Source organism: Actinospica acidithermotolerans, assembly GCF_018139625.1.
In the GTDB taxonomy this organism is placed as follows: Bacteria; Actinomycetota; Actinomycetes; order Streptomycetales; family Catenulisporaceae; genus Actinospica; species Actinospica acidithermotolerans.
Genome location: NZ_JAGSOH010000040.1, coordinates 25,039 through 48,434, shown reverse-complemented (window position 1 = coordinate 48,434; position 23,396 = coordinate 25,039). Strand labels below are relative to the sequence as shown.

Here is a 23,396-nt window from a genome sequence, read left to right as displayed (position 1 = left end):
CGGCAGCTCTTTTCCGCGACAATACTGAGCTGAATCTGAAGATATTTTTATTCGATCAGCGCAGTGCGGCGTGCATTTCCCAGATCAGAATCTCGGCGCCTTCCGGCCCCGCGGTGATCCGCTGGCCGGACGCGTCGGTGATCCGGGCCGCGTCGCCCTCGCGGAGTTCCCCGGCGTCCTCCAGGACCACCGAGCCGCTCGGCACGTACACGTGCGCGAACGGCGCGGTGGGTACCGCCGTGCCCGCACCGGGAGCGAGGCGCGCCGCGTGCAGCGTCGCGTCCTTCTGGTTGATCCGGATGGCGGCCTGGTCGCGGTGCTCGGTACGGCCCGAGGCCACCGCGACCAGGCCGCCGCTCAGCAGCTCGTCGGCGATCTCCAGCTGCTGGTATCCGGGGTTGATGCCCGACTCGTCCGGCGCCACCCACATCTGCACGAAGCGCACCGGCTCGTCGTGCTCCGGGGCGCCGGTGAGCCGCCACGCATCGTTCTTCTCCGAGTGCAGGATGCCGCGGCCCGCGCTCATCCGCTGCGCGAGGCCCGGGTAGATGACGCCGTTGTGCCCTTCAGAGTCCTCATGCACGAGCTGTCCGCGCAGCACCCACGTGACGATCTCCATGTCCCGGTGCGGGTGCGTCTCGAAGCCGGCGCCCGGCGTCACGACGTCGTCGTTGTTGACCAGCAGCAGGCCGAAGTGCGTGTTGGACACGTCGTAGTGCCGACCGAAGGCGAACGAATGGCGGGAGTCCAGCCAGTCGGTCCGGGTCGAGAACCGGTCTTCTGCGCGCTGCACGGTCGTCGTCATGCACTACAGCCTACGATCCGCCCTCCGCTTCCATCGCCGCGAGTTCCTCCGGCGTGCCGTAGGAGACCGGACCGGTGTAGGTGCCGCGGGCGGTGGCGAACCACCAGACCGCCGCGCCGACCAGCACGACCGCGAGGGCGACCGGGGCGTAGTTGAAGGTGTGCGCGGTGATCGGCGAGGACTGCGGCAGCAGGAACATCACCGACATGAACACGACCCAGGTCACGGCCAGCCAGCCGATCGGCTTCGACCACCGGCCGAGGTGCCACGGTCCGCGCCGGAACTCCTCGCCCAGGCGCAGCCGCAGGTAGACCGGGATGATGTACGCCAGGTAGAGGCCGATGGTCGCGATCGAGGTCACCGCGCCGTACGCGGTCGTGTTCCACCAGGAGGGCGCGGCCAGCACGAAGGCGCCCGCGACCGCCAGCCAGACAGCGTTGGTCGGCGTCTTGGTGCGCGGGTTGACCTTGTACCAGAGGCGCGAGCCGGGCAGCGCCCGGTCGCGGGAGAAAGCGAACAGCATCCGCGAGTTCGCGGTCACACTGGACATGCCGCAGAACAGCTGCGCCACGATCGCGATGAGCAGCAGCAGCTTGCCGCCGGTCGAGCCGATCGCGTCGACGAAGATCTGCGCCGGCGGGACCGACGCGCTCGCCTCCGCCGAGTAGTTCTGGATGGCGAAGGTGATGCCGACGAGAAGGACGAAGCCCGCGATCCAGGAGACGTAGATCGCGCGCACGATGCCGCGCGGCGCGGCGACGGAAGCGGACGACGTCTCCTCGGTCATGTGCGCGGAGGCGTCGTAGCCGGTGAACGTGTAGCCGGCCATCAGCAAACCGACCGCGGCGACGTACACGCCGGAGCCCGCGAAGCCGAAGCCGCTGTTGTTCACGAACTTCGTGAACACGAAGCCGGCCGACTGGTGGTGGGCCGGCTTGAAGGTGAGAGCGCCGACGATGATCAGCACGCCGATCAGGTGCCACCAGACCGAGACCCGGTTGAGGATCGCGACCAGCCGTACGCCGAAGGTGTTCAGCAGGCCGTGCACCACGAGCACGACCAGGTAGATGCCGAGCACCGAATGCTGCGTGGGCACGAAGTTCCACTGCAGCGCCGCGTACGCGCCGATGAAGGTCGCCGCGCCGTAGTCGATGCCGGCGGTGACAGCCATCTGGCCCAGCGCGTTGAGCCAGCCGGTGTACCAGCTGGCCAGCGGACCGTGCCGCTTCGCCAGTTTGGCGCTGTAGAAGTAGAGGGCGCCGGAGGTCGGGAAGGCCGAGCAGACCTCGCCCATGGAGAACCCGACGAGCATCGTCATCCCGCCGACGGCCACCCACCCCCAGGTGATCAAGGCCGGTCCGCCGTTGGCCATGCCGAAGTAGTACAGCGTCAGGCAGCCCGACAGGATGCTGATGATCGTGAAGCTCACGCCGAAGTTGTCGAAGGCGCTCATTCGCCGCGCGAGTTTGCGCGGGTAGCCGAGTCGGTGCAGTTCGGCGTCGTCGTCGGAGACCGTCGTGTCCTGGATCTGTGACATGCCGTGCCCTTCTTCGGGTTATGCGATGATCACAGTGCGTGCCAGTATTTTGACGGTGATACTCATTCGGGTCAATAACTTGGTTCGATCCTCATAGCCCGGGGCAGACCCGCAATCGTGGTGGACACCAAGATCGAGGCCCCGTTCCCATCGGCCGAGCGGCGCCGCCGCGCCCGGCTGACCCGCCTGCTCACAACGCTGAGCACGCTCCTGCTGCTGATCGCCCTGGTCACGGTCGGGATCTGCTGGGCGCGCGGCGCCTTCTGGGCGCCGGTCCGGCTCGATCAGCGCATCGCCGGGACCATTACCGTGCCCGGGAGCGCGCCGGTGCTGCCCTGGCCCGCGCAGGGCCAGGCGTACGTCGAGGTCGTGGGCGCCGGCGAACTCGGCTCCTCCGGTCCGGCGAACACCCCGGCGCCGATCGCGAGCGTCACCAAGACCATGACGGCCTATCAGGTGCTGCGCGACCACCCGATCACCGCGACGGAAGACGGTCCGGCGATCCAGGTCACCACTGCTCTCTTCGACGCCGCGCGCAGCACCGACGGCGACGAGTCCGGCATCGAGATCCAGGTCGGCGAGCAGCTGACGCTGCGCCAGGCGCTGGAGGGGATGCTGCTGCCGTCCGCCGGGAACATGGCCCGGCTGCTCGCGGCGTGGGACGCGGGGTCGGTGCGCGCCTTCGTCGGCCGGATGAACGCCGAAGCCCGCGCGCTCGGCATGAGCCACACCACCTACGCCGACCCGGCCGGGATCGACTCCGCCAGCGTCAGCACCGCCGCCGACCAGGTCAAGCTCGGCGAGAAGGTGCTGCAGAACGCGACGCTCGCCGGAATCGTCAGCCTCAAGTCGGCGAAGGTGCCGGTCGCGGGGGTGGTCACCAACACGAACCATCTGCTCGGCGAAGACGGCGACGTCGGCATCAAGACCGGCTCGACCTCGAAGGCCGGCGGCTGCCTCCTGTTCGCCGTGCAGACGGCGGTCGATTCGGTTCCGGTGACGCTGGTCGGCGCGGTGCTCGGCCAGCAGGGCCAGTCGTGGACGATCCTCAAGAACGTCGAGAACGCGTCCAAGTCCCTGATCGAGGGCGCCGAGCGCGCGCTGACCGTCACCACGATCACCCGCTCCGGCTCGACGGTCGCCGTGCTGCGCCAGCGCGGGCACGCGGACGTCGCGCTGAACTCGGCGAGCGACGTGAACGTGGTCGGCTGGCCGTCGCTGAAGTACGACGTGTCCGTCAGCTCCGACGACGTGCTCGACGTCAGCAGCTCCCTGACGCCGGGCACGGTCGTCGGCTCCGCGCGCCTGTCAGCCGCCGGCTGAGTCGAGCGGGCCGGCTGAGTCGAGCGGGCCGGCCGAGCCCGCCGCGCCGCGCCGGGCCGCCAGCCCGGCCAGCAGGGAGTCGAGGCCGAGTTCGAAGGCCGCGTCGTCGATGTCCCGCGAGCGGGAGGCGAGCAGGTGCGCGCGGCTCAGGTGCGGATACTCCTCGCTGTAGAGCGCGGGGTCCTCGGAGAATCCGCCCGCGAACGAGCCCAGCGCGGCCCCGGCCACGAAGAAGCGCATCAGCGCACCGATCTCCGTCGCCTCCCGCGGCGGCCAGCCCGCGCGTACGGTCGCCCCGTAGACGGCGTCAGCCATCCGCAGTGCCGAGCGCCGGCGTCCCGGGCCGTGCACGGCGATCGGCACCAGGTTGGGGTGCTGGGCCAGGGCGTCGCGGTATGACCGGGCCCACCGGCGCATCGTCTCGTGCCAGGGCAGATCGCTCTCGGCCAGGCCCTCCAGGTCGACCTGCCCGATCACCTCGTCGGCCACCGCCTCCACCAGGTCGTCCATCGTGGCGAAGTGGTTGTAGAGGCTCGGGCCGCTCACGCCGAGCAGCCCGGCCAGCCGCCGCGTGGTCAGCGCGGCCAGGCCCTCGTCGTCGATCAGGGTGAGCGCGGTCCCGACGATCTTCTCCCGGCTCAGCAGGGGTGCCCGCGGACGTGCCATCGCTCACACTCCCTGTTCCCTCGTGGCGTACTTCGGGATTACAGTCTAAAACTAGCAGTGGTAGTTTTCGCCGGGAAGGATCAGGCATGGATCTCTCGCTCAGCGAGGAGCACGAGGCGCTGCGCCGGCTGGCCGCCGAGTTCACCGATCGGGAGATCGCGCCCTTCGCCACCGCCTGGGACCGCGCCGAGCAGGTCGACTCCTCGATCGTGCCGAAGCTCGGCGACCTGGGCTTCCTCGGCCTGACCATCCCCGAGCAGTACGGCGGCTCTGGCGGCGACCACTTCGGCTACGTGCTGGTGCTCGAGGAGCTCGGCCGCGGGGACTCGGCCGTGCGCGGCATCGTCTCGGTCTCGCTCGGCCTGGTCGGCAAGTCCATCGCCAGGTGGGGCGACGAGGAGCAGAAGCAGCACTGGCTGCCCGGCCTCTGCTCCGGCCGCTCCCTCGCCTGCTTCGCGCTCACCGAGCCGGACAACGGCTCCGACGCCGCGAACCTGCGGACCAAGGCCGTGCGCGACGGCGACGAGTTCGTGCTCTCCGGCTCCAAGATGTTCATCACCAACGGGACCTGGGCCGAGGTCGCGCTCGTCTTCGCGCGCACCGGCGGGACCGGGCACCAGGGCATCAGCGCCTTCCTGGTGCCCACGGACCTGCCCGGGTTCCAGCGCAAGGAGATCCACGGCAAGCTCGGCCTGCGCGGCCAGGCCACCGCGGAGCTCGTGTTCGACAACGTCCGGGTTCCGGCCTCCGCGATGCTCGGGCCGGAGGGCAAGGGCTTCTCCGTCGCGATGTCCGCGCTCGCCAAGGGCCGGGTCTCGGTCGCGGCCGGCTGCGTCGGGATCGCCGAGGCCGCGCTGCGCGCCGCGGTCGGGCACGCCAAGACCCGGATCCAGTTCGACGGCAAGGTCATCGCGCACCGCCAGCTCGTCCAGGAGCTGATCGCGAACATCGCCACCGACGTGGACGCCGCCCGCCTGCTCACCTGGCGCGCCGCGGACCTGATCGACCGCGGGCTGGACTTCGCCCGCGAGTCCTCGATGGCCAAGTACTTCGCGTCCGAAGCGGCCGTCCGCAGCGCCAACGCCGCGCTCCAGGTGTTCGGCGGGTACGGCTACATCGACGAGTACCCGGTCGGCAAGCTCGTCCGCGACGCCCGGGTCATGACGCTCTACGAGGGCACGAGCGAGCTGCAGAAACTGCTCATCGGCCGTGCCCACACCGGTATCAACGCGATCGCCTGAAGGAGCCGCGACTCATGGAACCCGTCTACATCGCCGCCGCCCGGCGCACGCCGATCGGCAAGCTGCGCGGCAGGCTCTCCACGGTGCGCCCAGACGATCTGGCCGCCGAGGTCGTCAAGGATCTCGTTGCCGGGCTGCCGGACTTCGACCCCGCCGAGATCGACGACGTCTACTGGGGCAACGCCAACGGCGCCGGGGAGGAGAACCGCAACGTGGCGCGGATGGCCGTGCTGCTCGCCGGGCTGCCGGACAGCGTTCCCGGCGCCTCGCTGAACCGGCTGTGCGCCTCGGGCATGGAGGCCTTCACCGTGGCCGCGCGCACGATCGCGGCCGGCGAGGCGGACATCGTGCTCGCGGGCGGCGTCGAGTCGATGTCCCGCGCGCCCTTCGTTGTGCCGCGTCCGGACGACGCGCTGCCGCACAAGATGGAGATGGCCGACACCCGCCTCGGCTGGCGCCTCGTCAACCCCAGGATGAAGGAGCTGCACGGCCTGCTGGCGATGGGCGAGACGGCCGAAGAGGTCGCCGAGCGCTACGGCATCTCCCGGGAGCGGCAGGACGAGTTCGCGCTGCGCTCGCACCGCCACGCGGCAGCCGCGTGGGAGGCAGGGCACTTCGACGCCGAGGTGCTCTCCGTCACGACTCCGGCGGGCGAGGTGGTGACCCGCGACGAGTGCATCCGCCCGGACACCTCGCTGGAGAAGCTCGCCGGGCTCAAGCCGGTGTTCCGCAAGGGCGGCTCGGTCACCGCGGGCAACTCCTCGCCGATGAACGACGGCGCGGCCGGCCTGGTGCTCGCCTCGGAGTCCGGCCTGGCCAGGCTCGGCGTCGAGCCGCTGGCCCGCTACGTCGCCGGGTCCTCGGCGGGCGTGCACCCCGACATCATGGGCGTCGGCCCGATCCCCGCCGTCGGCCGGGTTCTGCGCCGGGCCGGCTGGAAGCTCGGCGACGTGCAGACCGCCGAGCTCAACGAGGCCTTCGCCGCGCAGGCGCTGGCCGTCGCGGACGGCATCGGCATCGACCCCGAACTCGTCAACCCGTCCGGCGGCGCCATCGCCATCGGACACCCGCTGGGCGGCTCCGGCGCCCGGATCGTCACCACCCTGATCCACCGCATGCACCGGGAGGGGCTGCGCCGCGGCCTCGCCACGATGTGCGTCGGAGTCGGACAGGGCACCGCCGTACTCATCGAAGGGATCTGAACGTGAGCAAGCGTTTCGAGGGCAAGGTCGCCATCGTCACGGGTGGAGCGCAGGGCATCGGGGCCGCGATCTCGCAGCGGCTGGCCGCGGAGGGCGCGGCCGTAGCCGTCGCCGACCTGACCGCCGAGCGCGGCGGCGAGACCGTCGCGGCGATCGTCAAGGACGGCGGACGGGCCGTGGCCTACGGCGCCGACGTCTCCAAGACCGAGGACGTGCAGTCCCTGGTCGCGGCCGTGGTCGCCGAGTTCGGCAAGATCGACATCCTGGTCAACAACGCCGGCATCACGCGCGACAACCTGCTGTTCAAGATGACCGACGAGGACTGGGACTCGGTCATCAACGTGAACCTGCGCAGCGCCTTCCTGATGTCCCGCGAGTGCCAGAAGCACTTCGTGGCGCAGAAGTACGGCAAGATCGTCTCGCTCTCCTCGCGCTCCGCCCTCGGCAACCGCGGCCAGGCCAACTACGCCGCCTCCAAGGCCGGCGTCATGGGCCTGACGGCCACGCTCTCGATCGAGCTCGGCCCGTTCGGCGTGAACGTGAACGCCGTCGCCCCCGGCTACATCGCCACCGCGATGACCGACGCCACCGCGCGCCGCATCGGCCTGGACCCGGAGGAGCTGAAGAAGGCCGCGGCCGGCGAGACCCCGGTCCGCCGCGTCGGCTACCCGGAGGACATCGCCGCCACGGTCGCGTTCCTCGCCGCCGACGAGTCCTCCTTCATCTCCGGCCAGACGATCCAGGTGAACGGCGGTGCCAACCGATGAGCCGGACGATCCAGGCCGCCGAGCTCAAGAGCCTGGTCGGCCAGGAGATCGGCGTCAGCGACTGGCTCGCGATCGACCAGAAGCGGATCGACACGTTCGCCGAGGCCACCGGCGACCACCAGTGGATCCACGTGGACCCGGAGCGGGCCGCCGAGGGCCCCTTCGGCGCGACGATCGCCCACGGCTACCTGACGCTGTCGCTGATCTCCGCGCTCGCCTGGGGCGTCTACACGATCGAGGGCGCCCGGCTCACGGTGAACTACGGACTCAACAAGGTCCGGTTCATCTCGCCGGTCACCGTCGGCTCGCGGATCCGCGCCCGCCTCGCCCTGAGCTCGGTCGAGGACGTGCCCGGCGACGCGCTGCAGGTGATGACGACCGTGACCATGGAACTCGAGGACGCGGCCAAGCCCGCGGCCGTTGCCGAGACTCTGGCCCGCATCTACCTTTGACCCACCGATTCACTCTCCTGGAAGTGGAGCCGCAATGACGCTCTCCCTGGCCGCCGTGCTCGCCGAACCTGCCTGGCGGCAGCCCGACAAGACAGCGGTGATCCAGGGAGCGGAGCGCCTGACGTACTCCGAACTGTGGGCGCAGGCCCGCGGCCAGGCCGCGGCGATCCGGGAGCTCGGCGTGCAGCCGGGCGACCGGGTCGCCCTGATGAGCCCGAACGTCACCGACTTCCCGCGCTCGTACTACGCGATCCTCGCGGCGGGCGCGGTGGTCGTGCCGATCCACATGCTGCTGACGCCGGAGGAGATCTCGTACATCCTCCGCGACAGCGGCGCCAAGCTGCTGATCGCACACTGCATCCGGGCGGAGGACGCGGTGAAGGCGGCCGCGCTCGCCGAGACCCCAGTGCGGTTGGTGGGTCCCGTGCCCGACGGCGCCGTGCTGCCGAAGCTGGCCGAGGACGTGGCCCGCGTCGAGCCGCTGACCACGTACACCTCGCGGCAGGCCGAGGATCCGGCCGTGGTGATCTACACCTCGGGCACCACCGGCAAGCCGAAGGGCGCCGTCCTCACCAACCTCAACATGGTGATGAACGCGACGGTGAACGGCTTCGACGCGCTGAACACCGTCCGCGAGGACGTCTCCCTCGGCTGCCTGCCGCTGTTCCACATCTTCGGCCAGACCGTCTCGATGAACACGAACTTCCGCCTCGGCGCGACGGTGGTCTTCCAGCCGCGCTTCGAGCCGGACGAGGCCATCGACCTGATGCTGGAGCACGGCGTCAACACCTTCCACGGCGTGCCGCAGATGTACCTCGCGCTGGTCCAGGCCGGCAAGGCGCGCCGGGCCGCCGGCAAGCCGCTGCCGAAGCTGAAGATCGCCGTCTCCGGCGGCGCGGCGCTGCCCGCCGCCGTGCTCGAGGCCTTCAATGAGACCTTCGACGCCCAGATCATGGAGGGCTACGGCCTGTCCGAGACCTCGCCGACCGCGACCGTGAACCAGCCGCGCCTCGGCGCCCGGGCCGGCACTGTCGGCCACACGATCTGGGGCGTCGAGGTCGAGGTCGCGCGGGCCGAGGTCGAGGAGGCCATCGAGTTCGTGCCGCACGGCGAGCTCGGCGAGATCGTCGTGCGCGGCCACAACGTGTTCGCCGGGTACCTCGGCAACCCCGAGGCGACCGCGGCCGTCATGGTCGACGGCTGGTTCCGCACCGGCGACCTCGGCACCAAGGGCGAGGACGGCTTCGTCACCATCGTCGACCGCAAGAAGGACATGGTGCTGCGCGGCGGCTTCAACGTCTACCCGCGCGAGGTCGAGGAGACCCTGCTGCGCCACCCGGCGATCCGCGACGTCGCCGTCATCGGCATCCCCGACGAGGTGCACGGCGAGGAGGTCTGCGCGTGCGTGATCCTCGACGAGGGCGCCGCGCTGACCGCCGAGGAGCTGATCGAGTGGTCCAAGGAGCACCTCGCGAAGTACAAGTACCCGCGCCGGATCGAGTTCGTGTCCGAGTTCCCGCTCGGGCCGTCGATGAAGGTGCTCAAGCGCGAGCTTCGTGACCGTTTCGCCGGGTAGCGTGTGAGAGGGCTGTTGATGTTCGGGTGCGCCCCTCCGTAGTTACATTACCGAGGGGCGTTTCCGGCGAATCGGGCATTGCGTGACGCTGATCGCCGCTTCCGTCACAGGCTGTCGACAGCCGAAACCAGGCCCCCGACCCCGTCGTCTCCCTTTCCGAATGCTGAGAACCGGCTGAGGAGAGGGTGGTTGCGATGAGCTACGACCAGGACCCCTGGCAGCCCTCGGGGCCGTCGCGCCGTGACGGGCGCCAGGGCGGCGGCGACCCGCGCGGCGGGTACCGCGATCCGTACGGCCGACCGCAGGCGCCGTACCAGGGCCCGCCCGGTCCCGCGTACGACCGCCCCGGTCCCTCATCGGGTCCGCCGCCCTGGTCCCCCGGCGGCGGCGAGGACGAGCCCGCGCTGCCGCCGCGCACGCGCGACGGCAGCCGGAGGGGCGCGGCCTCGGCCGGCCCCGGCCGCTCACGCCGCGGCCGCGCCGAGCCCGCCGCCGCGTCGCATTCCGGGCCCGGCCGGGTCAACGACGACCTCGACCTCGACGAGGTGGACCCGCGGGGCCGCGCGCGCCGGCGGGCCGCGAAGGAGGCCGCGCTCGCGGCCAACCCCAAGCGCCGTCGCAGGGCACTGAAGTACACGGCGTGGGCCACGGCGGGGACCCTCGTCGCCGTCGGCGTGACCGGCTTCTACGTCGTCCACCACCTGCTCGGCAACGTCCAGACGGTCAGCCTGGACAACCTCAAGAACCGGCCGGCGGCGACCAAGGCCAACGCGCTCGGCCAGGTGCCGCTGAACATCCTCGTCCTCGGCTCGCAGACCCGGGACGGCCAGACCGAGGCCGTGCACGTCGGCAACGCCAGCAAGGACGGGACCGACCTGTCCGACACCGCGTTCCTGGTGCACATCAGCGCGAACCACAAGTGGACCGAGGTCATCTCGATACCGCGGGACCTGTTCGTGCCCATCCCCGCCTGCCAGGACCGGCTCAACCCGAGCGTGACGCACCAGGCGCAGTCCGAGGGCCAGTTCTACGAGGCGATGAACGAGGGCGGCCCGGCGTGCGCGGTGGCCACGGTCGAGCAGATGACGAACATCCGCGTCGACCACTTCGTCGAGCTCACCTTCGACGCCTTCATCGACCTGACCAACGCCGTCGGCGGCGTGCAGATCTGCGTGCCCGAGCCCGGCATCGACGACCCCAACTACTCTGGCCTGGTGCTCAGCGCGGGCCTGCACACCGTCACCGGCAACCAGGCGCTCGCCTTCGTCCGCGACCGGCACGGCCTCGCGGGCGGCATGGACACCCAGCGCATCCGCATGCAGCAGCAGTTCATGACCGCGCTGTTCGACAAGCTCACGGCGAACGGCACACTCGAGAACCCGGTCACGCTGTACAAGATCGCAAACGCGGTGACCAGCAACATCACCGTGGACAGCGACCTCGACAACTTCAGCACCATGTCGTCGATCGCCGAGGCCGTCGGCACGATCAACAAGAAGTACATGCAGTACATCACCGCGCCGTACGTCCTGGACTCGCCCGGCCAGTACTCGTATGACGAGGGCGGCAACCACTCCTCGCCCTCCGAGCCCGGCTTCGACGAGCTCTGGAACTACATGCGCAACGACCAGCCGCTCCCCGGTTCGCCCGCCGCCGCGCAGTTCGGCACCTCGTCATCGAGCTCGACGCCCACGGCCTCCGCTTCGGCCACGGCGAGCGCCTCGGTGAACCCGAGCCCGACTGTCGCGCTCAAAGAGGTGAGCGTGAAGGTGGACAACGGCACCGACATCTCCGGCGAGGCGCACAACGCGATCACCTACCTCACCGGCGTCGGCATGACCGCCTCGCTCGGCAACGGCGGCTACAGCGGCTACACCACCACGACGATCTACTACCCCCCGGGTGACCAGGCCGAGGCCGACACGGTAGCCAACCAGGTGGCTGGCTCCGTGGTGAAGGAGAGCTCGAACGTCAGCTCCGTGACGCTCGTCATCGGCACCAACGCACCCCGCGCCGTCGTCGCCGCGTCCACGACCTCGTCGACGACCTCAGGGTCCGGGTCCAGCGCCTCGACGTCCGCCTCGCCCACCGCGACCATCAGCGCCGAGGCCCGCAGCGGCGACGAGAACATCTGCTCCGACCTGCCGGCCGGCCAGTACGGCGGGCACCCGTAAGGCGGGCGTCTTCGAAGCCTTGACGTTCCTCGTGGCGGGCCGCCAGGTCAACCGCGCAGCGTCATCGGCGGATCAGCGTACGTTGACGATGTTGGCGCCGGGAACCGGCCCTCGGGCCCGGCGTACGGCACGGCAGCGGCCCGACGTGCGCAGTTCCGCCTCGACGTTCGCGGCGGCCAGCGGGCCGTCCACCAGGAAGACCGTCGTCGGCCCCGAGCCGGAGACGAGGGAGCCGCAGGCGCCCGCCGCCCGGCCGAGCTCGAGCAGCTCGCCGATCTCCGGCAGCACCTCGATGGAGGCGGGCTGCAGATCGTTGTAGAGCGCGCGGCCGATCGCGGCGGTGTCCCGGGAGCGCAGCGCGGCCATCAGGTCCGGGTGCACGCTCGGGGAGGGCGCCTCGACCTTGTTGCGGCGGCGCTGGTTGTCGCAGGCCTCGAAGATCTTCGGCGTGGACAGGCCGGCGTCCAGCACGGCGATGACCCACTCCAGGCCGGTGGCCGCGAGCACCGGGGAGATGTGCTCGCCGCGGCCGGTGCCGATCGCGGTACCGCCGTGCAGCGCGAAGGGCACGTCGCTGCCCAGCTGCGCGGCCAGGTCGTGCAGCTCGTCCCGGCGCAGGCCGGTGCCCCACAGGGAGTCGCAGGCCACGAGGGTGGCCGCGGCGTCCGCCGAGCCGCCCGCCATGCCGCCGGCCACCGGGATGTCCTTGCGGATCGTCAGGCGCACGTTCGGCTCCACGCCGCACTGCTCCGCCAGCAGCGCCGCCGCCTGCCAGGCCAGGTTGCGCTCGTCGGCCGGCACCTGCTCCACGTCCGAGTCGCGGCGCAGCGGTTCGACGGAGAGCGAGATCCCGCGCGCCGAGCGCGCGATCACCTCGTCGTACAGCGACACGGCGTGGAAGACCGTGACCAGCTCGTGGTAGCCGTCCGGCCGCAGCGGGCCCACGGACAGCGAGAGGTTGATCTTCGCCGGGACCCGCACGGTGACCGCCTCCGGCTGGAAGGGTCCCTCATCCCACGGCGGCTGCTCAGCGGCGCTCAAGGTCGAAACCCTTCTCCGGCTGGAAAGGTGCCGCCGTCTGGTCCCACGGCGGCTGCTCAGCGGCGCTCAAGGTCGAAACCCTTCTCCGGCTGGAAAGGTGCCGCCGTCTGATCCCACGGCGAATGCTCGGCGGCGCTCAAGGTCGAAACCCTTCTCCGGCTGGAAAGGTGCCGCCGTCTGGTCCCACGGCGGCTGCTCAGCGGCGCTCAAGGTCGAAACCCTTCTCCGGCTGGAAAGGTGCCGCCGTCTGGTCCCACGGCGAATGCTCGGCGGCCATCACGACGACCCAGACTCCTTCGACTCCTCCGCGGCGGCGCGCGCCGCCGCGATCGCGGCATACTCTGCCACGCCCAGGGACTCCCCCCGTGCGCCGGGATCAACCCCGGCGCGGCGCAGCAGTTCCTCGGCCCGCGCCGGGGAACCGGCCCAGCCGCCGAGCGCCGCCCGCAGGGTCTTGCGACGCTGCGCGAAGGCCGCGTCCACCACGGCGAAGACCTCGGCGCGCCCGACGTCCCCGCGCGGGGGCTCGCGCCGCTCCAGGGCCACCAGGCCGGACTCGACGTGCGGCGCCGGCCAGAAGACGTTCTTGCCGATGGAGCCGGCCCGGCGCACGTCGGCGTACCAGCGGGCCTTGACGCTCGGCACGCCGTAGACCCGGCCGCCGGGCTCCGCGGCCAGCCGGTCGGCCACCTCGGCCTGCACCATGATCAGCACGCGGCGCAGGCTCGGGAAGCGCTCCAGCATGGTCAGCAGCACCGGCACGGCGACGTTGTACGGCAGGTTCGCCACCAGCGCGGTCGGGGCCGGCCCCGGCAGCTCGGTCAGCCGCAGCGCGTCCTTGTGCACGAGCTCGAAGTTGCCGGCCAGCCCGGGCGCGCGCTCGGCGATCGTGCCGGGCAGCGCCTCGGCGAGCACCGGGTCGATCTCGACGGCGACCACCCGCCGCGCCGCGTCGAGCAGCCCGAGGGTGAGCGAGCCGAGGCCGGGGCCGACCTCGACCACCACGTCGTCCGGGCTCAGCCGCGCGGAGGCGACGATGCGCCGGATGGTGTTCGGGTCGATCACGAAGTTCTGGCCGAGCTGCTTGGTCGGGCGCACGCCGAGCCGGTCCGCCAGCCGACGCACGTCGGCGGGGCCGAGCAGGGAGGCTTCGCCTCCGCCCGGTCCCGCCGAATCGCCCTCGGACGGTTCGTTCAGCTGTGCAGATTGCCGCATGCCACCGATTCTAGAGGCGACCGTGGCCTGCTCAGCTGAACAGGTAGTGACCGCACACCGGCCACTGTCCGGAACCCGCTTCTTCGTACAGCTTCTCGGCCAGCGCCGTCTGGGTCGCCGCGCTCGCGTCCGAAGGCAGGCCGGTGCCGCCCAGCGAGTCCCAGGTGCTGATCGTGAACTGGTACATCCCGTAGAACCCGTTGCCGGTGTTCTCGCTCGGGTTGTCGCCGGACTCGCAGGTCGCGAGCGCCGTCCAGTTCAGGCTCGACGCGCTGGTCGGCAGCGCCTTGGTGCCCACCGACTCGACCTCGTTGACCGGCTGCTTGGTCACCGTCTCGGAGATCTGCTTCGGGGCCTGCTTGACGCCGTTGACGACCTGCACCGCGTACGTCACCGTCTCCTCGCCGTCCACGCCCTGCGTGGTGACGGTGGTGGTGCCGACGTACTGGGTCGAGTCGTTGACCTTGGTGACCTGGAACGGGATCGAGACCTGCTTGGTCTCGGTCGTCCCGGTGATCCGGTTTATCGAGATCGTCTCGCCGTCGGTCGGCACCGAGGCCGCCGCGACGGAGGGCGCGTCCTGGTTGTGCAGCGTGATCCCGGCCTGGGCCATCGCCGCGCTGACGGTGGCGGCCGTGGTGTTCAGCTGCACGGTCTTGCCGTCGACCAGGAAGGTGACGTGCCGCATCGTGTAGACGACCAGGCCGGTCATCCCGGAGCGCGGGATGTCCGCCGACATCGGCTCCGAGGTGCTCGCGCCGCTGGTGCGCACGCCGAGTTCCTGCAGCGCGCCGGCCACCGTCGGGTAGTGCACCCACGCGGTCGTCGAGACGCCGTTGACCTTCAGGCTCAGCGGGCGGCCGTAGCGCACGGTGATGGTCTCGTCGTTCGACGCCGAGTTGCCGGGCGCCGGGCTGACCACGTCCTTGCTGCCGGTGCTGATCCCGTCCGCGGTGAGCACCGCGCCGACCGTGCCGGCGAAGGTGTGCACCGTCTGGGTCTGCCCGTCGATGCTGAGCGTGATCGACTTGTCGTAGGCCACGTACGTGATCGCTCCGCCGATCAGCGCGGCGAGCACCGTGCCCTGCACGATCCGGCCGAGCGGGCCGGTGCGCGGCCGGGTGCGTAGCACCTTCGGCGGCTTGCCGACGCCGTCGGGCTTCGCCGCGGCTCCGTCGGTCCTCGACGCCGGCCGGCTCGGCGCGGCGTTCTTCGCGCGGGAGCGGCGCGGAGTGGGCACGGCGGCCGTGTCCGGCGCCGGCGCGGCCGCCGGGGCGTCCGGGCCGAGGCCCAGGGACGAGGTGTCCGGCATCGCCGGGTCGGCGACGAGGGTCTCCGTGGCCAGCGCGGTCGGGGCGTACCGCTCGGCCGCGTACGCGCTCTCGGCGTACGAGGGCTCGGCGTAGCCGCTGCCGCCGCCGAGGTTCGAGTATCCGTCGTACTGCCCGGAGTACTCGCCGTAGTCGGCGGGGTTCGCGTCGTAGGACGCGTTCGCGTCCCCCGAGTAGCTCGGCTCGTAGCTCTGGTAGCCGGTCTGCTCGTACTGGCCTTGCTGGTGCTGATCCGCCGAGGACTCGGCGTACTGACCCTGCGGGTCGTACTCGCTGTACTGGTACTGCTGCTGGCTGTACTGGTCCTCGTAGTAGTACTCGGCGGCTTCGGACGACCCTTCGGCGCCCGCGAAGTACGTCGCCCCGGCGTAGCCGCCGGTCTGACCGCCCGACAGGTCGGCGTAGCCGCCCTGCGTGTAGTCGGCTCCGTAGTCGGGGCTATGAGGGGGGTTCGAGCGCGTACCGCTCACAAGACTCCAGACCTCGATGATCCCGGGCACGGCGGGTTCCGAAGGCGGCGCTCGACTGCTTCGCGCGCCGCCGGACGCGGACCGGGGCCCGCGCCGGTTCCACCGATCCGGCTACCGAGCATCGGACTGTAACCGACTCCGGGGCAAGGTCGCCATAGCCCGCCCGGGGGTCAGTCGAGGTCGTTTTGTCCGATAAGCACCTTGACTGCTCAGCCAAATCAGTGCATTCCGGGACAGCCAACCGTCCAGGAGTGTGAGCTTTCTCCTACCAATGACCTATTTGGCCTAGCTCGAAGAGGTTGTCGAGAAATGGTTACACGAGTTCGAATACCCGGCGCGTGTTCGCGTCGAGGGCTACGCACAGCTCCCGCAGGTCCACGGCCAGCGTCTCGGCCATCGAACGGACAGTGTACGGGATCAGATACGGAGCGTTCGGCCGCCCCCGGAAGGGCACCGGCGTCAGGAACGGGGCGTCGGTCTCGACGAGCACCCGGTCCAGCGGCGTGACGCGCAGCGCCTCGCGCAGGGCGTCGTTCGCCTTGAAGGTCACCGGCCCCGCGAACGAGAGGTAGTAGCCCGCCTCCGCGCACACCCGCGCCATCGCCGCGTCCCCGGAGTAGCAGTGGAAGACCACCCGATCGGGCGCGCCCTCCTCGCGCAGGATCCGCAGCACGTCCTCGTGCGCGTCCCTGTCGTGGATCACCAGCGCCTTGCCGAACTCCTTGGCCAGCGCGATGTGCCGCCGGAACGAGAGCTGCTGCGCCGCGACCCCCTCGGGCCCGGTGCGGAAGTAGTCGAGCCCCGTCTCCCCGATCCCGACGACCTCCGGCCGCGCCGCCAGTTCGGCGACCCGCCCGATCGCCGCCTCCAGCGCCGCCTCCCCGCCGGCGGGGCGCCGCGCCCCGTGCCCGGCCCATTCATCCATATCGCCTAAGACGAGCCGGGGCGCCTCGTTCGGGTGTAGCGCGACCGTGGCGTGGATCTCCGGGAAGGCAGAAGCCTGCTGAACCGCCCATTCGGACGAACGCACATCGCAACCCACTTGGACCAGCGTCGCCACGTTGACCGAAGCCGCCAGCTTCAGCGACTCCTCGGCCGTGCGCCCCTGCATGTCGAGGTGCGTGTGCGAATCCGCCACCGGCGCCGGCAGCGGCTCCGGCACCGGCGGCGGCGTGTCCTGCGTCCTGCTCTTGTCCTTGGACTTGCTGCTGGCCATGCGCGCGAGTCTACGGGCCCTGGCCACCGGGCCTACATCGCGTTCGTCGCCGCGCAGCCGGCCACAACTTCGTCAGGGCAGGACCAGCACCGGCACCGGCATCTCCGTGAACGGTGCCGCGGACACCGCGACGAGAACGGCCGGTCCCCGCGGGGGACCGGCCGTTTCGTGTCGGAATCGGGGCCTCAGCCCTCGGCGCGCTCCTCGAGCCGCGGGAAGAGGACCGCGCCCTTGGTCACGACCGAGCCGGCCGGGAGCTGGCCCCAGCGGCCCGCGTCCTGCACCGGCTGCTTGGCGAGCTCGCCGAGCGAGGCCTCGGCGCCGAGCGAGTCCCACAGGGCCGCGGAGGACTTGGGCATGACCGCGTTCAGCAGGACGGCGACGGCGCGCAGCGACTCGGCGGCCGTGTACAGGATCGTCGCGAGACGGGCCTGGCCCTCGGCGGACTCGTCCTTGGCGACCTTCCACGGCTCCTGCTCGGTCAGGTACCCGTTGACCAGCTTGATGAAGTCGAAGACCGCGTTCAGGCCGCCCTGGAAGTCCAGCGCCTCGCCGATCCGCTCGTCCGCGGTCGCGACCGCGGCGGCCAGCGCGTCGGCGATGGTCTGCTCGGCCGGGCCGTGGGCGCTCGCCTCGGGGAGCACGCCGCCGAAGTACTTGCCGACCATCGCCGCGACGCGCGAGGCGAGGTTGCCGTAGTCGTTGGCCAGCTCCGAGGTGTACCGGGCGTTCAGGTCCTCCCAGGAGAACGAGCCGTCCTGGCCGAACGGGATCGCGCGCATGAAGTAGTAGCGGTACGCGTCCGAGCCGAAGTGGTCGGTGATCTGGGCGGGGGCGATGCCGGTCAGCTTCGTCTTCGACATCTTCTCGCCGCCGACCAGCAGCCAGCCGTGGCCGAACACCTTCTTCGGCAGCGGCAGCCCGGCCGCCATCAGCATCGCCGGCCAGATCACCGCGTGGAAGCGCAGGATGTCCTTGCCGACCAGGTGCACGTCCGCGGGCCAGGTGCGCTCGAACTTCTCCTCGTCCGAGCCGTAGCCGACCGCGGTCACGTAGTTCAGCAGCGCGTCGATCCACACGTACAGCACGTGCTTGGTGTCCCACGGGATCGGGATGCCCCAGTCGAAGCTGGTGCGCGAGATCGACAGGTCCTGCAGGCCCTGCTTGACGAACGAGACCACCTCGTTGCGCGCCGTGGCCGGCTGCACGAACTCCGGGTGCTCCTCGTAGTAGGCGAGGAGCTTGTCGGTGTACTGCGACAGCTTGAAGAAGTAGTTCTCCTCGCGGATGGTCTCCACCGGGCGGTGGTGCACCTTGCAGACCAGCTGGCCGGCGTACTCGCCGGTGCCCTCCTCCAGGTCGCCCGGGAGCTTGTGCTCCTCGCAGGCCACGCAGTACAGGCCCTCGTACGAGCCCTTGTAGACCTCGCCTGCGTCGTGCAGGTTCTGCCAGAACTCCTGCACCCGCTCGGTGTGCCGCTTCTCCGTCGTCCGGATGAAGTCGTCGTTCGCGGCGTCGATCGTCTCGAGCACCGGGAGCCAGGCCTCGCGGACCAGCTTGTCGGTCCACTCCTGCGGGCTCACCCCGTTCGCCCGGGCGGTGCGCAGCAGCTTCTCGCCGTGCTCGTCGGTGCCGGTCAGGTACCACACGTTCTCGCCGCGCTGCCGGTGCCAGCGGGTCAGCACGTCACCCGCCGTCGTCGTGTAGGCGCTGCCGATGTGCGGCGCGTCGTTCACGTAGTAGATCGGCGTGGTGACGTAGTAGGACTTGTCGCTGGAAGCCATGTCGGAATTCTACGGGCTCGCGAACCTCAGTCCGTCCCGGTTTTCGCGGCGACCACCGCGTCGAACACCTCGCGCTTGGGCAGCCCCAACTCGGCCGCCACCGCCGCGATCGCCGTCTTGCGGTGTTCGCCGGCCTCCTCGCGGGCGCTCACCAGTGCGGCCAGGCTCTCCGGGGTGTGCTCGGCCGGCCCGGCGGGCGCGGCGCCGGAGACCACGACCGTGATCTCGCCGCGCACCCCGTCCTTCGACCACGCGGCCAGCTCGCCGAGGGTGCCGCGCTTGACCTCCTCGAAGGTCTTGGTCAGCTCCCGGCAGACGGCGGCGGGCCGGTCCGCGCCGAAACTTTCAGCCATCGCCTCCAGGGTCTCGCCGATCCGGTGCGTCGCCTCGAAGAAGACCATCGTGCGCGGCTCGTGCGCCAGCGCGGCCAGCGCGCGGGAGCGCTCGCCGGCCTTGCGCGGCGGGAAGCCCTCGAAGCAGAAGCGGTCCACCGGCAGCCCGGACAGCGCCAGAGCGGTCAGCACGGCGGAGGGCCCGGGTACGGCGGTGACCCGGATCCCGGCCTCCACCGCGGCCGCGACCAGCCGGTATCCCGGATCGGAGACCGAGGGCATCCCCGCGTCGGTGACCAGCAGCACGTGCGCGCCCTCGGCCAGCCGGGCGACCAGCTCGGGGGTGCGGGCCGCCTCGTTGCCCTCGAAGTAGGACACGATCCGCCCGGCCGGCTCCACCCCGAGCTCCTGGGTCAGCCGGCGCAGCCGCCGGGTGTCCTCCGCGGCCACCACGTCGGCCGTGCGCAGCTGCTCGGCCAGCCGGGGCGGGGCGTCCGCGGGGTCGCCGATCGGGGTTCCGGCGAGCACCAGCAGACCCTCGGTTTGTAGCTGTTTCACGACGACCATCTTCGCTTACTACGCGTTCTCAGACGCAATCAATACGATGGCGCGCGTGGAGAGCGACGTGGATGACGCCAAGCTGACCGAGGACGAGGTGGCCGAGGCAGGTTACGCCGGGCTGCCCGGGCCGCAGGCGCGGCGGCGCTGGCGCCGCATAGAGCGCGGAAAGACCTGGTGGCGGCCGGAGGGCGGCCCGCGCCCGGAGGGGCGCCCCCCGCTGCGCGAGCGGCTGGTCCCGCCGTACTACCCCGAGTTCTTCCGGGGCGCCGGCTGGATCATGCCGCTGGTCGTGACGTTCATCGGCGGGTTCATGCGGCTGTGGAACCTGGCAAACCCCAACAAGATCATCTTCGACGAGACGTACTACGCCAAAGACGGCTGGTCGATGTGGGTCTACGGCTGGGAGCACAACTGGCAGACCTCCTCGGCCGCCGACCCCGCGCTCGCGGGCAGCGGCGGCTACGGCAGCCAGGGCACCGCGAAGTTCGCCTCCGGCGCCGAGTACGTGGTCCACCCGCCGATCGGCAAGTGGATCATCGGCCTCGGCGAGAAGGTCTGGGGCCTGAACCCGGTCGGCTGGCGCCTGAGCGAGGCCGTGCTCGGCACGCTCGCCATCCTCATCCTCACCCGAACTGCGCGCCGGATGTTCCGCTCCACGCTCATCGGCGTCATCGCGGGCCTGTTCCTCAGCTTCGACGGCCTGTCCTTCGTGATGGCGCGCACCGGCCTGCTCGACGGCATCCAGATGTTCTTCGTGCTCGCCGGCTTCGGCGCGCTGGTGGTGGACCGGGACAAGGTCAGGGAGAAGGCGGCCGACTGGGCCGACGAGCACCTGTCGGGGACGCCGCTGCTCAAGGGCGAGCACGGGCCCAAGTTCGGCCTGCGCCCCTGGCGGATCCTGGCCGGCTTCATGCTCGGCTGCGCGACCGCGACCAAGTGGAACGCCGTCTTCTTTGTCGCGGCCTTCGCCGTCCTGACGATCCTGTGGGACCGCGGCACGCGCCGCGCCCTCGGCCTGCGCAACCCCTCGATCTCCACGCTGCGCCGCGACGTCGGCTGGGCCTTTCTGACCCTGCCGGTGCAGATGGTCGTCGTGTTCATCGCCTCGTACGCGGGCTGGATCTTCAACACGTCCAACGGCGGCGGCTACAACCGCTTCTGGGCCAACTCGAACCCGGCCGCCGGCTTCCCGGACCTCCCCTTCAGCAAGCAGCTCACGCAGTGGCTGGTGCCGGACTGGCTGCGCTCGCTGTGGAACTACGTGCACTCCGAGTACCAGTTCAACGCGAACCTCCAGTCCCCGCACCCCTATCAGTCGAATCCATGGTCCTGGCTGGTCATGGGCCGTCCGGTCGCCTTCGACTACAGCTCGCCGAAGGTCGGCACGGACGGCTGCACCGCGGCCATGCAGAGCTGCTCGCAGGAGGTGCTCGCGCTCGGCAACCCGTTCCTGTGGTGGCTGGCCACGGCCTCGATCGTCTACCTGCTCTGGCTGTGGATCGCCCGCCGGGACTGGCGCTCCGGCGCGATCCTGTGCGGCATCGCGGCGGGCGTCCTGCCGTGGATGCACTACGCCGAGCGCACGATCTTCTCGTTCTACGCCGTGATCTTCGTGCCGTTCATGTGCCTGGCCGCGGCCACCAGCGTCGGCGCCATCATCGGCCGGGCGGACGCGCCTCCGGTGCGCAGGGCGTGGGGAGCCGCCGTCGGCGGGGCGATCGTCGTCGCGATCGTCGGCATCTTCATCTACTTCTACCCGATCTACACGGACCAGACGATCTCGTACAGCGACTGGTCCTCGCACATGTGGTTCCAATCCTGGATCTAGCCCGCATCCGGCCTGGATCCCACCCTCGCGCGGACCGCGTAGGCTTTCCGCGTGGCGAATCTGGTCAACATCGAGGCAGTCAGCAAGGCGTACGGCACCCGGACGCTCCTGGACGGGGTGTCGCTGGGCCTGGCCGAGGGCGACCGGATCGGCGTGGTCGGACGCAACGGCGGCGGCAAGTCGACGCTGCTCAAGCTGCTGGCCAGGCAGGAGCAGCCGGACGCCGGCCGGGTCGTGCACAGCGGCGGCACGCACCTGGCCGTGGTCGGCCAGCACGACGAGCTCGATCCCGCGGCCACCATCCGCGCCCAGCTGCTCGGCGGCCGCGAGGAGCACGAGTGGGCCGGGCAGGCGCAGATCCGCGACGTGATCACCGGCCTGTTCGGCGGCCTGGACGCGCCGGGCTTCCCGCAGGGCCTCGACACGGTCGTCGGCCCGCTCTCCGGCGGCGAGCGGCGCCGGATCGCGCTGGCTAAGGCGCTGATCGAGCCGGACTCGAGCGATCTGCTGATCCTGCTCGACGAGCCGACCAACCACCTCGACGTGGAGGGCATCGCGTGGCTGGCCCGGCACCTGCGGCAGCGCCGCTCCGCGCTGTTCGTCGTCACCCACGACCGCTGGTTCCTGGACGAGGTGTGCGACCACACCTGGGAGGTGGCCGGCGGCCAGGTGCACGCCTACGAGGGCGGCTATTCGGCCTTCATCCTGGCCCGGGCCGAGCGGGCCAGGATCGCCGAGGCCGACTGGGACCGCAAGCAGAACCTGCTGCGCAAGGAGCTCGCCTGGCTGCGCCGCGGCGCCCCGGCGCGCACCTCGAAGCCGAAGTTCCGGATCGAGGCGGCCAACGCGCTGATCGACAGCGAGCCGCCCGCGCGCGACTCCGCGGAGCTGACCCGCTTCGCCTCGGCCCGCCTCGGCCGCACCGTCTACGAGCTCGAAGACGTCAGCTACCGGGTCGGCGCCGGGGACACCGGGCGCACGCTGCTCGAGCACGTCACCTGGCAGCTCGGACCGGGTGAGCGCGTCGGCCTGGTCGGCGTGAACGGCGCCGGCAAGACGAGCCTGATGCGGCTGCTGACCGGCGCCGTCCAGCCCGCCGCCGGCCGCGTGGTGACCGGCGTGACCGTCAAGCCCGCCGTGCTCTCGCAGGAGATCACCGAGATCGACCCGAACCTGAAGGTGCTCAAGGCGGTCGAGGAGATCAAGTCGAGCATCGACCTCGGCAAGGGCCGCGAGATGACCGCCTCGCAGCTGCTGGAGCGCTTCGGCTTCGCCGGCGAGAAGCAGTGGACGCCGGTCGGCGACCTGTCCGGCGGCGAGCGCCGCCGCCTGCAGCTCCTCAGGCTGCTGATGGGCGAGCCGAACGTGCTGCTGCTCGACGAGCCCACCAACGACCTGGACATCGACACGCTGCGCGCGCTCGAGGACCTGCTCGACGGCTGGCCCGGATCGCTGCTGGTGATCTCGCACGACCGGTACTTCCTGGAGCGCGCGACCGACCACATCGTCGCGCTGCTCGGCGACGGGACGCTGCGCATGCTGCCCGGCGGGGTCGACGAGTACCTGCAACGCCGCGCGGCGGCCGCCGCTCCCGCGCCCGCGTCCGCCACGGCCGCCGCGCCGTCGTCCTCCTCGGCCAAGGACCAGCGTGCCGCGCAGAAGGACATGGCCCGCATCGAGCGCCGTCTGGACCGGATCTCCGGCCAGGAGAAGGATCTGCACGACCAGATGGCGGCCGCCGCGACCGACTACGCGAAGATCGCCGATCTCGACGCGAAGCTCAGGGAGCTGACGGAGGAGCGCGAGCGGCTCGAAGAGGAATGGCTGCTGCTCGCCGACTGATCCCGTGACCGGTCCCGCGACGGCCTGCGACAC

At 70.8% G+C, this 23,396-nt stretch carries 18 protein-coding genes; 9 read left to right on the top strand and 9 right to left on the bottom strand.

All coding sequences use genetic code 11. The features are described 5' to 3' along the window. Positions 1–55: 55 nt before the first annotated feature. Complete coding sequence (locus KDK95_RS15495; protein ID WP_212518863.1) at positions 56–805, bottom strand: pirin family protein; 750 nt, start codon at positions 803–805, stop codon at positions 56–58. A 10-nt stretch (positions 806–815) separates the two neighbouring features. Then, a complete protein-coding gene (locus tag KDK95_RS15490; RefSeq protein ID WP_212518862.1) occupies positions 816–2,342 on the bottom strand; it encodes an amino acid permease in 1,527 nt (508 codons plus the stop codon). A 117-nt stretch (positions 2,343–2,459) separates the two neighbouring features. Here KDK95_RS15490 and KDK95_RS15485 point away from each other — a divergent pair, with 117 nt between their 5' ends. After that, positions 2,460–3,665 carry a D-alanyl-D-alanine carboxypeptidase family protein gene (locus tag KDK95_RS15485; RefSeq protein WP_212518861.1) on the top strand — a complete coding sequence of 402 codons (1,206 nt, stop codon included), beginning with the start codon at positions 2,460–2,462 and terminating at the stop codon, positions 3,663–3,665. Here KDK95_RS15485 and KDK95_RS15480 read toward each other — a convergent pair. Continuing rightward, positions 3,651–4,331, bottom strand: coding sequence for a TetR/AcrR family transcriptional regulator (locus tag KDK95_RS15480; RefSeq protein WP_212518860.1), 681 nt, complete (start codon positions 4,329–4,331; stop codon positions 3,651–3,653). The genes KDK95_RS15485 and KDK95_RS15480 overlap by 15 nt on opposite strands. A gap of 86 nt (positions 4,332–4,417) precedes the next feature. On the opposite strand from KDK95_RS15480, the gene KDK95_RS15475 reads away from it, so the two are divergent. The 6 genes from KDK95_RS15475 to KDK95_RS15450 all read left to right on the top strand — a co-directional run bounded on the left by KDK95_RS15475 (position 4,418) and on the right by KDK95_RS15450 (position 11,743). After that, the gene (locus KDK95_RS15475; protein WP_212518859.1) at positions 4,418–5,572 is read left to right on the top strand and encodes an acyl-CoA dehydrogenase family protein; all 1,155 of its coding nucleotides are present in this window, start codon (positions 4,418–4,420) and stop codon (positions 5,570–5,572) included. Between the two features lie 14 nt (positions 5,573–5,586). Then, positions 5,587–6,774 carry a thiolase family protein gene (locus tag KDK95_RS15470; protein WP_212518858.1) on the top strand — a complete coding sequence of 396 codons (1,188 nt, stop codon included), beginning with the start codon at positions 5,587–5,589 and terminating at the stop codon, positions 6,772–6,774. Further along, positions 6,771–7,541 (top strand): glucose 1-dehydrogenase, encoded by a 771-nt coding sequence (locus KDK95_RS15465; protein WP_212518876.1) that lies wholly within the window; start codon positions 6,771–6,773, stop codon positions 7,539–7,541. The genes KDK95_RS15470 and KDK95_RS15465 overlap by 4 nt, the downstream gene beginning before the upstream one ends. Further along, positions 7,538–7,993 (top strand): MaoC family dehydratase, encoded by a 456-nt coding sequence (locus tag KDK95_RS15460; protein ID WP_212518857.1) that lies wholly within the window; start codon positions 7,538–7,540, stop codon positions 7,991–7,993. Before KDK95_RS15465 ends, KDK95_RS15460 begins: the two co-directional genes overlap by 4 nt. Positions 7,994–8,027: 34 nt before the next feature. Then, positions 8,028–9,569 (top strand): long-chain-fatty-acid--CoA ligase, encoded by a 1,542-nt coding sequence (locus KDK95_RS15455; RefSeq protein WP_212518856.1) that lies wholly within the window; start codon positions 8,028–8,030, stop codon positions 9,567–9,569. Between the two features lie 194 nt (positions 9,570–9,763). Then, on the top strand, positions 9,764–11,743 hold the full coding sequence (locus KDK95_RS15450; protein ID WP_212518855.1) for an LCP family protein: 1,980 nt from the start codon (positions 9,764–9,766) through the stop codon (positions 11,741–11,743). A gap of 72 nt (positions 11,744–11,815) precedes the next feature. Here KDK95_RS15450 and KDK95_RS15445 read toward each other — a convergent pair whose 3' ends face one another. The 6 genes from KDK95_RS15445 to rsmI form a co-directional block, all read right to left on the bottom strand. Further along, positions 11,816–12,784 carry a 4-(cytidine 5'-diphospho)-2-C-methyl-D-erythritol kinase gene (locus tag KDK95_RS15445; protein ID WP_212518854.1) on the bottom strand — a complete coding sequence of 323 codons (969 nt, stop codon included), beginning with the start codon at positions 12,782–12,784 and terminating at the stop codon, positions 11,816–11,818. A gap of 276 nt (positions 12,785–13,060) precedes the next feature. Then, on the bottom strand, positions 13,061–13,999 hold the full coding sequence (gene rsmA, locus KDK95_RS15440) for a 16S rRNA (adenine(1518)-N(6)/adenine(1519)-N(6))-dimethyltransferase RsmA (RefSeq protein ID WP_212518853.1): 939 nt from the start codon (positions 13,997–13,999) through the stop codon (positions 13,061–13,063). 31 nt (positions 14,000–14,030) lie between these two features. Continuing rightward, entirely contained in the window at positions 14,031–15,830 is a 1,800-nt protein-coding gene (locus tag KDK95_RS15435; RefSeq protein WP_307844372.1) for a resuscitation-promoting factor, read from the bottom strand. Between the two features lie 283 nt (positions 15,831–16,113). After that, entirely contained in the window at positions 16,114–17,016 is a 903-nt protein-coding gene (locus tag KDK95_RS15430; protein WP_212518852.1) for a TatD family hydrolase, read from the bottom strand. 185 nt (positions 17,017–17,201) lie between these two features. Then, a complete protein-coding gene (metG, locus tag KDK95_RS15425; RefSeq protein WP_212518851.1) occupies positions 17,202–18,800 on the bottom strand; it encodes a methionine--tRNA ligase in 1,599 nt (532 codons plus the stop codon). A gap of 26 nt (positions 18,801–18,826) precedes the next feature. Further along, positions 18,827–19,690 carry a 16S rRNA (cytidine(1402)-2'-O)-methyltransferase gene (gene rsmI / locus KDK95_RS15420; protein WP_307844371.1) on the bottom strand — a complete coding sequence of 288 codons (864 nt, stop codon included), beginning with the start codon at positions 19,688–19,690 and terminating at the stop codon, positions 18,827–18,829. A gap of 46 nt (positions 19,691–19,736) precedes the next feature. Here rsmI and KDK95_RS15415 point away from each other — a divergent pair, with 46 nt between their 5' ends. Beyond that, on the top strand, positions 19,737–21,521 hold the full coding sequence (locus KDK95_RS15415; protein ID WP_306466543.1) for a dolichyl-phosphate-mannose--protein mannosyltransferase: 1,785 nt from the start codon (positions 19,737–19,739) through the stop codon (positions 21,519–21,521). Positions 21,522–21,572: 51 nt separating this feature from the next. Continuing rightward, positions 21,573–23,363 carry an ABC-F family ATP-binding cassette domain-containing protein gene (locus tag KDK95_RS15410; RefSeq protein ID WP_212518848.1) on the top strand — a complete coding sequence of 597 codons (1,791 nt, stop codon included), beginning with the start codon at positions 21,573–21,575 and terminating at the stop codon, positions 23,361–23,363. The last annotated feature ends 33 nt before the right edge of the window (positions 23,364–23,396 follow it).

What these genes read in the sequence shown, in the direction of transcription:
- rsmA (WP_212518853.1), bottom strand. Translation starts at nt 13,999, where the DNA reads ATGCGGCAATCTGCACAGCTGAACGAACCGTCCGAGGGCGATTCGGCG.
- KDK95_RS15455 (WP_212518856.1), top strand. Translation starts at nt 8,028, where the DNA reads ATGACGCTCTCCCTGGCCGCCGTGCTCGCCGAACCTGCCTGGCGGCAG.
- KDK95_RS15415 (WP_306466543.1), top strand. Translation starts at nt 19,737, where the DNA reads ATGGCGCGCGTGGAGAGCGACGTGGATGACGCCAAGCTGACCGAGGAC.
- KDK95_RS15480 (WP_212518860.1), bottom strand. Translation starts at nt 4,331, where the DNA reads ATGGCACGTCCGCGGGCACCCCTGCTGAGCCGGGAGAAGATCGTCGGG.
- KDK95_RS15460 (WP_212518857.1), top strand. Translation starts at nt 7,538, where the DNA reads ATGAGCCGGACGATCCAGGCCGCCGAGCTCAAGAGCCTGGTCGGCCAG.
- KDK95_RS15495 (WP_212518863.1), bottom strand. Translation starts at nt 805, where the DNA reads ATGACGACGACCGTGCAGCGCGCAGAAGACCGGTTCTCGACCCGGACC.
- KDK95_RS15470 (WP_212518858.1), top strand. Translation starts at nt 5,587, where the DNA reads ATGGAACCCGTCTACATCGCCGCCGCCCGGCGCACGCCGATCGGCAAG.
- KDK95_RS15475 (WP_212518859.1), top strand. Translation starts at nt 4,418, where the DNA reads ATGGATCTCTCGCTCAGCGAGGAGCACGAGGCGCTGCGCCGGCTGGCC.
- KDK95_RS15450 (WP_212518855.1), top strand. Translation starts at nt 9,764, where the DNA reads ATGAGCTACGACCAGGACCCCTGGCAGCCCTCGGGGCCGTCGCGCCGT.
- KDK95_RS15490 (WP_212518862.1), bottom strand. Translation starts at nt 2,342, where the DNA reads ATGTCACAGATCCAGGACACGACGGTCTCCGACGACGACGCCGAACTG.
- KDK95_RS15430 (WP_212518852.1), bottom strand. Translation starts at nt 17,016, where the DNA reads ATGGCCAGCAGCAAGTCCAAGGACAAGAGCAGGACGCAGGACACGCCG.
- metG (WP_212518851.1), bottom strand. Translation starts at nt 18,800, where the DNA reads ATGGCTTCCAGCGACAAGTCCTACTACGTCACCACGCCGATCTACTAC.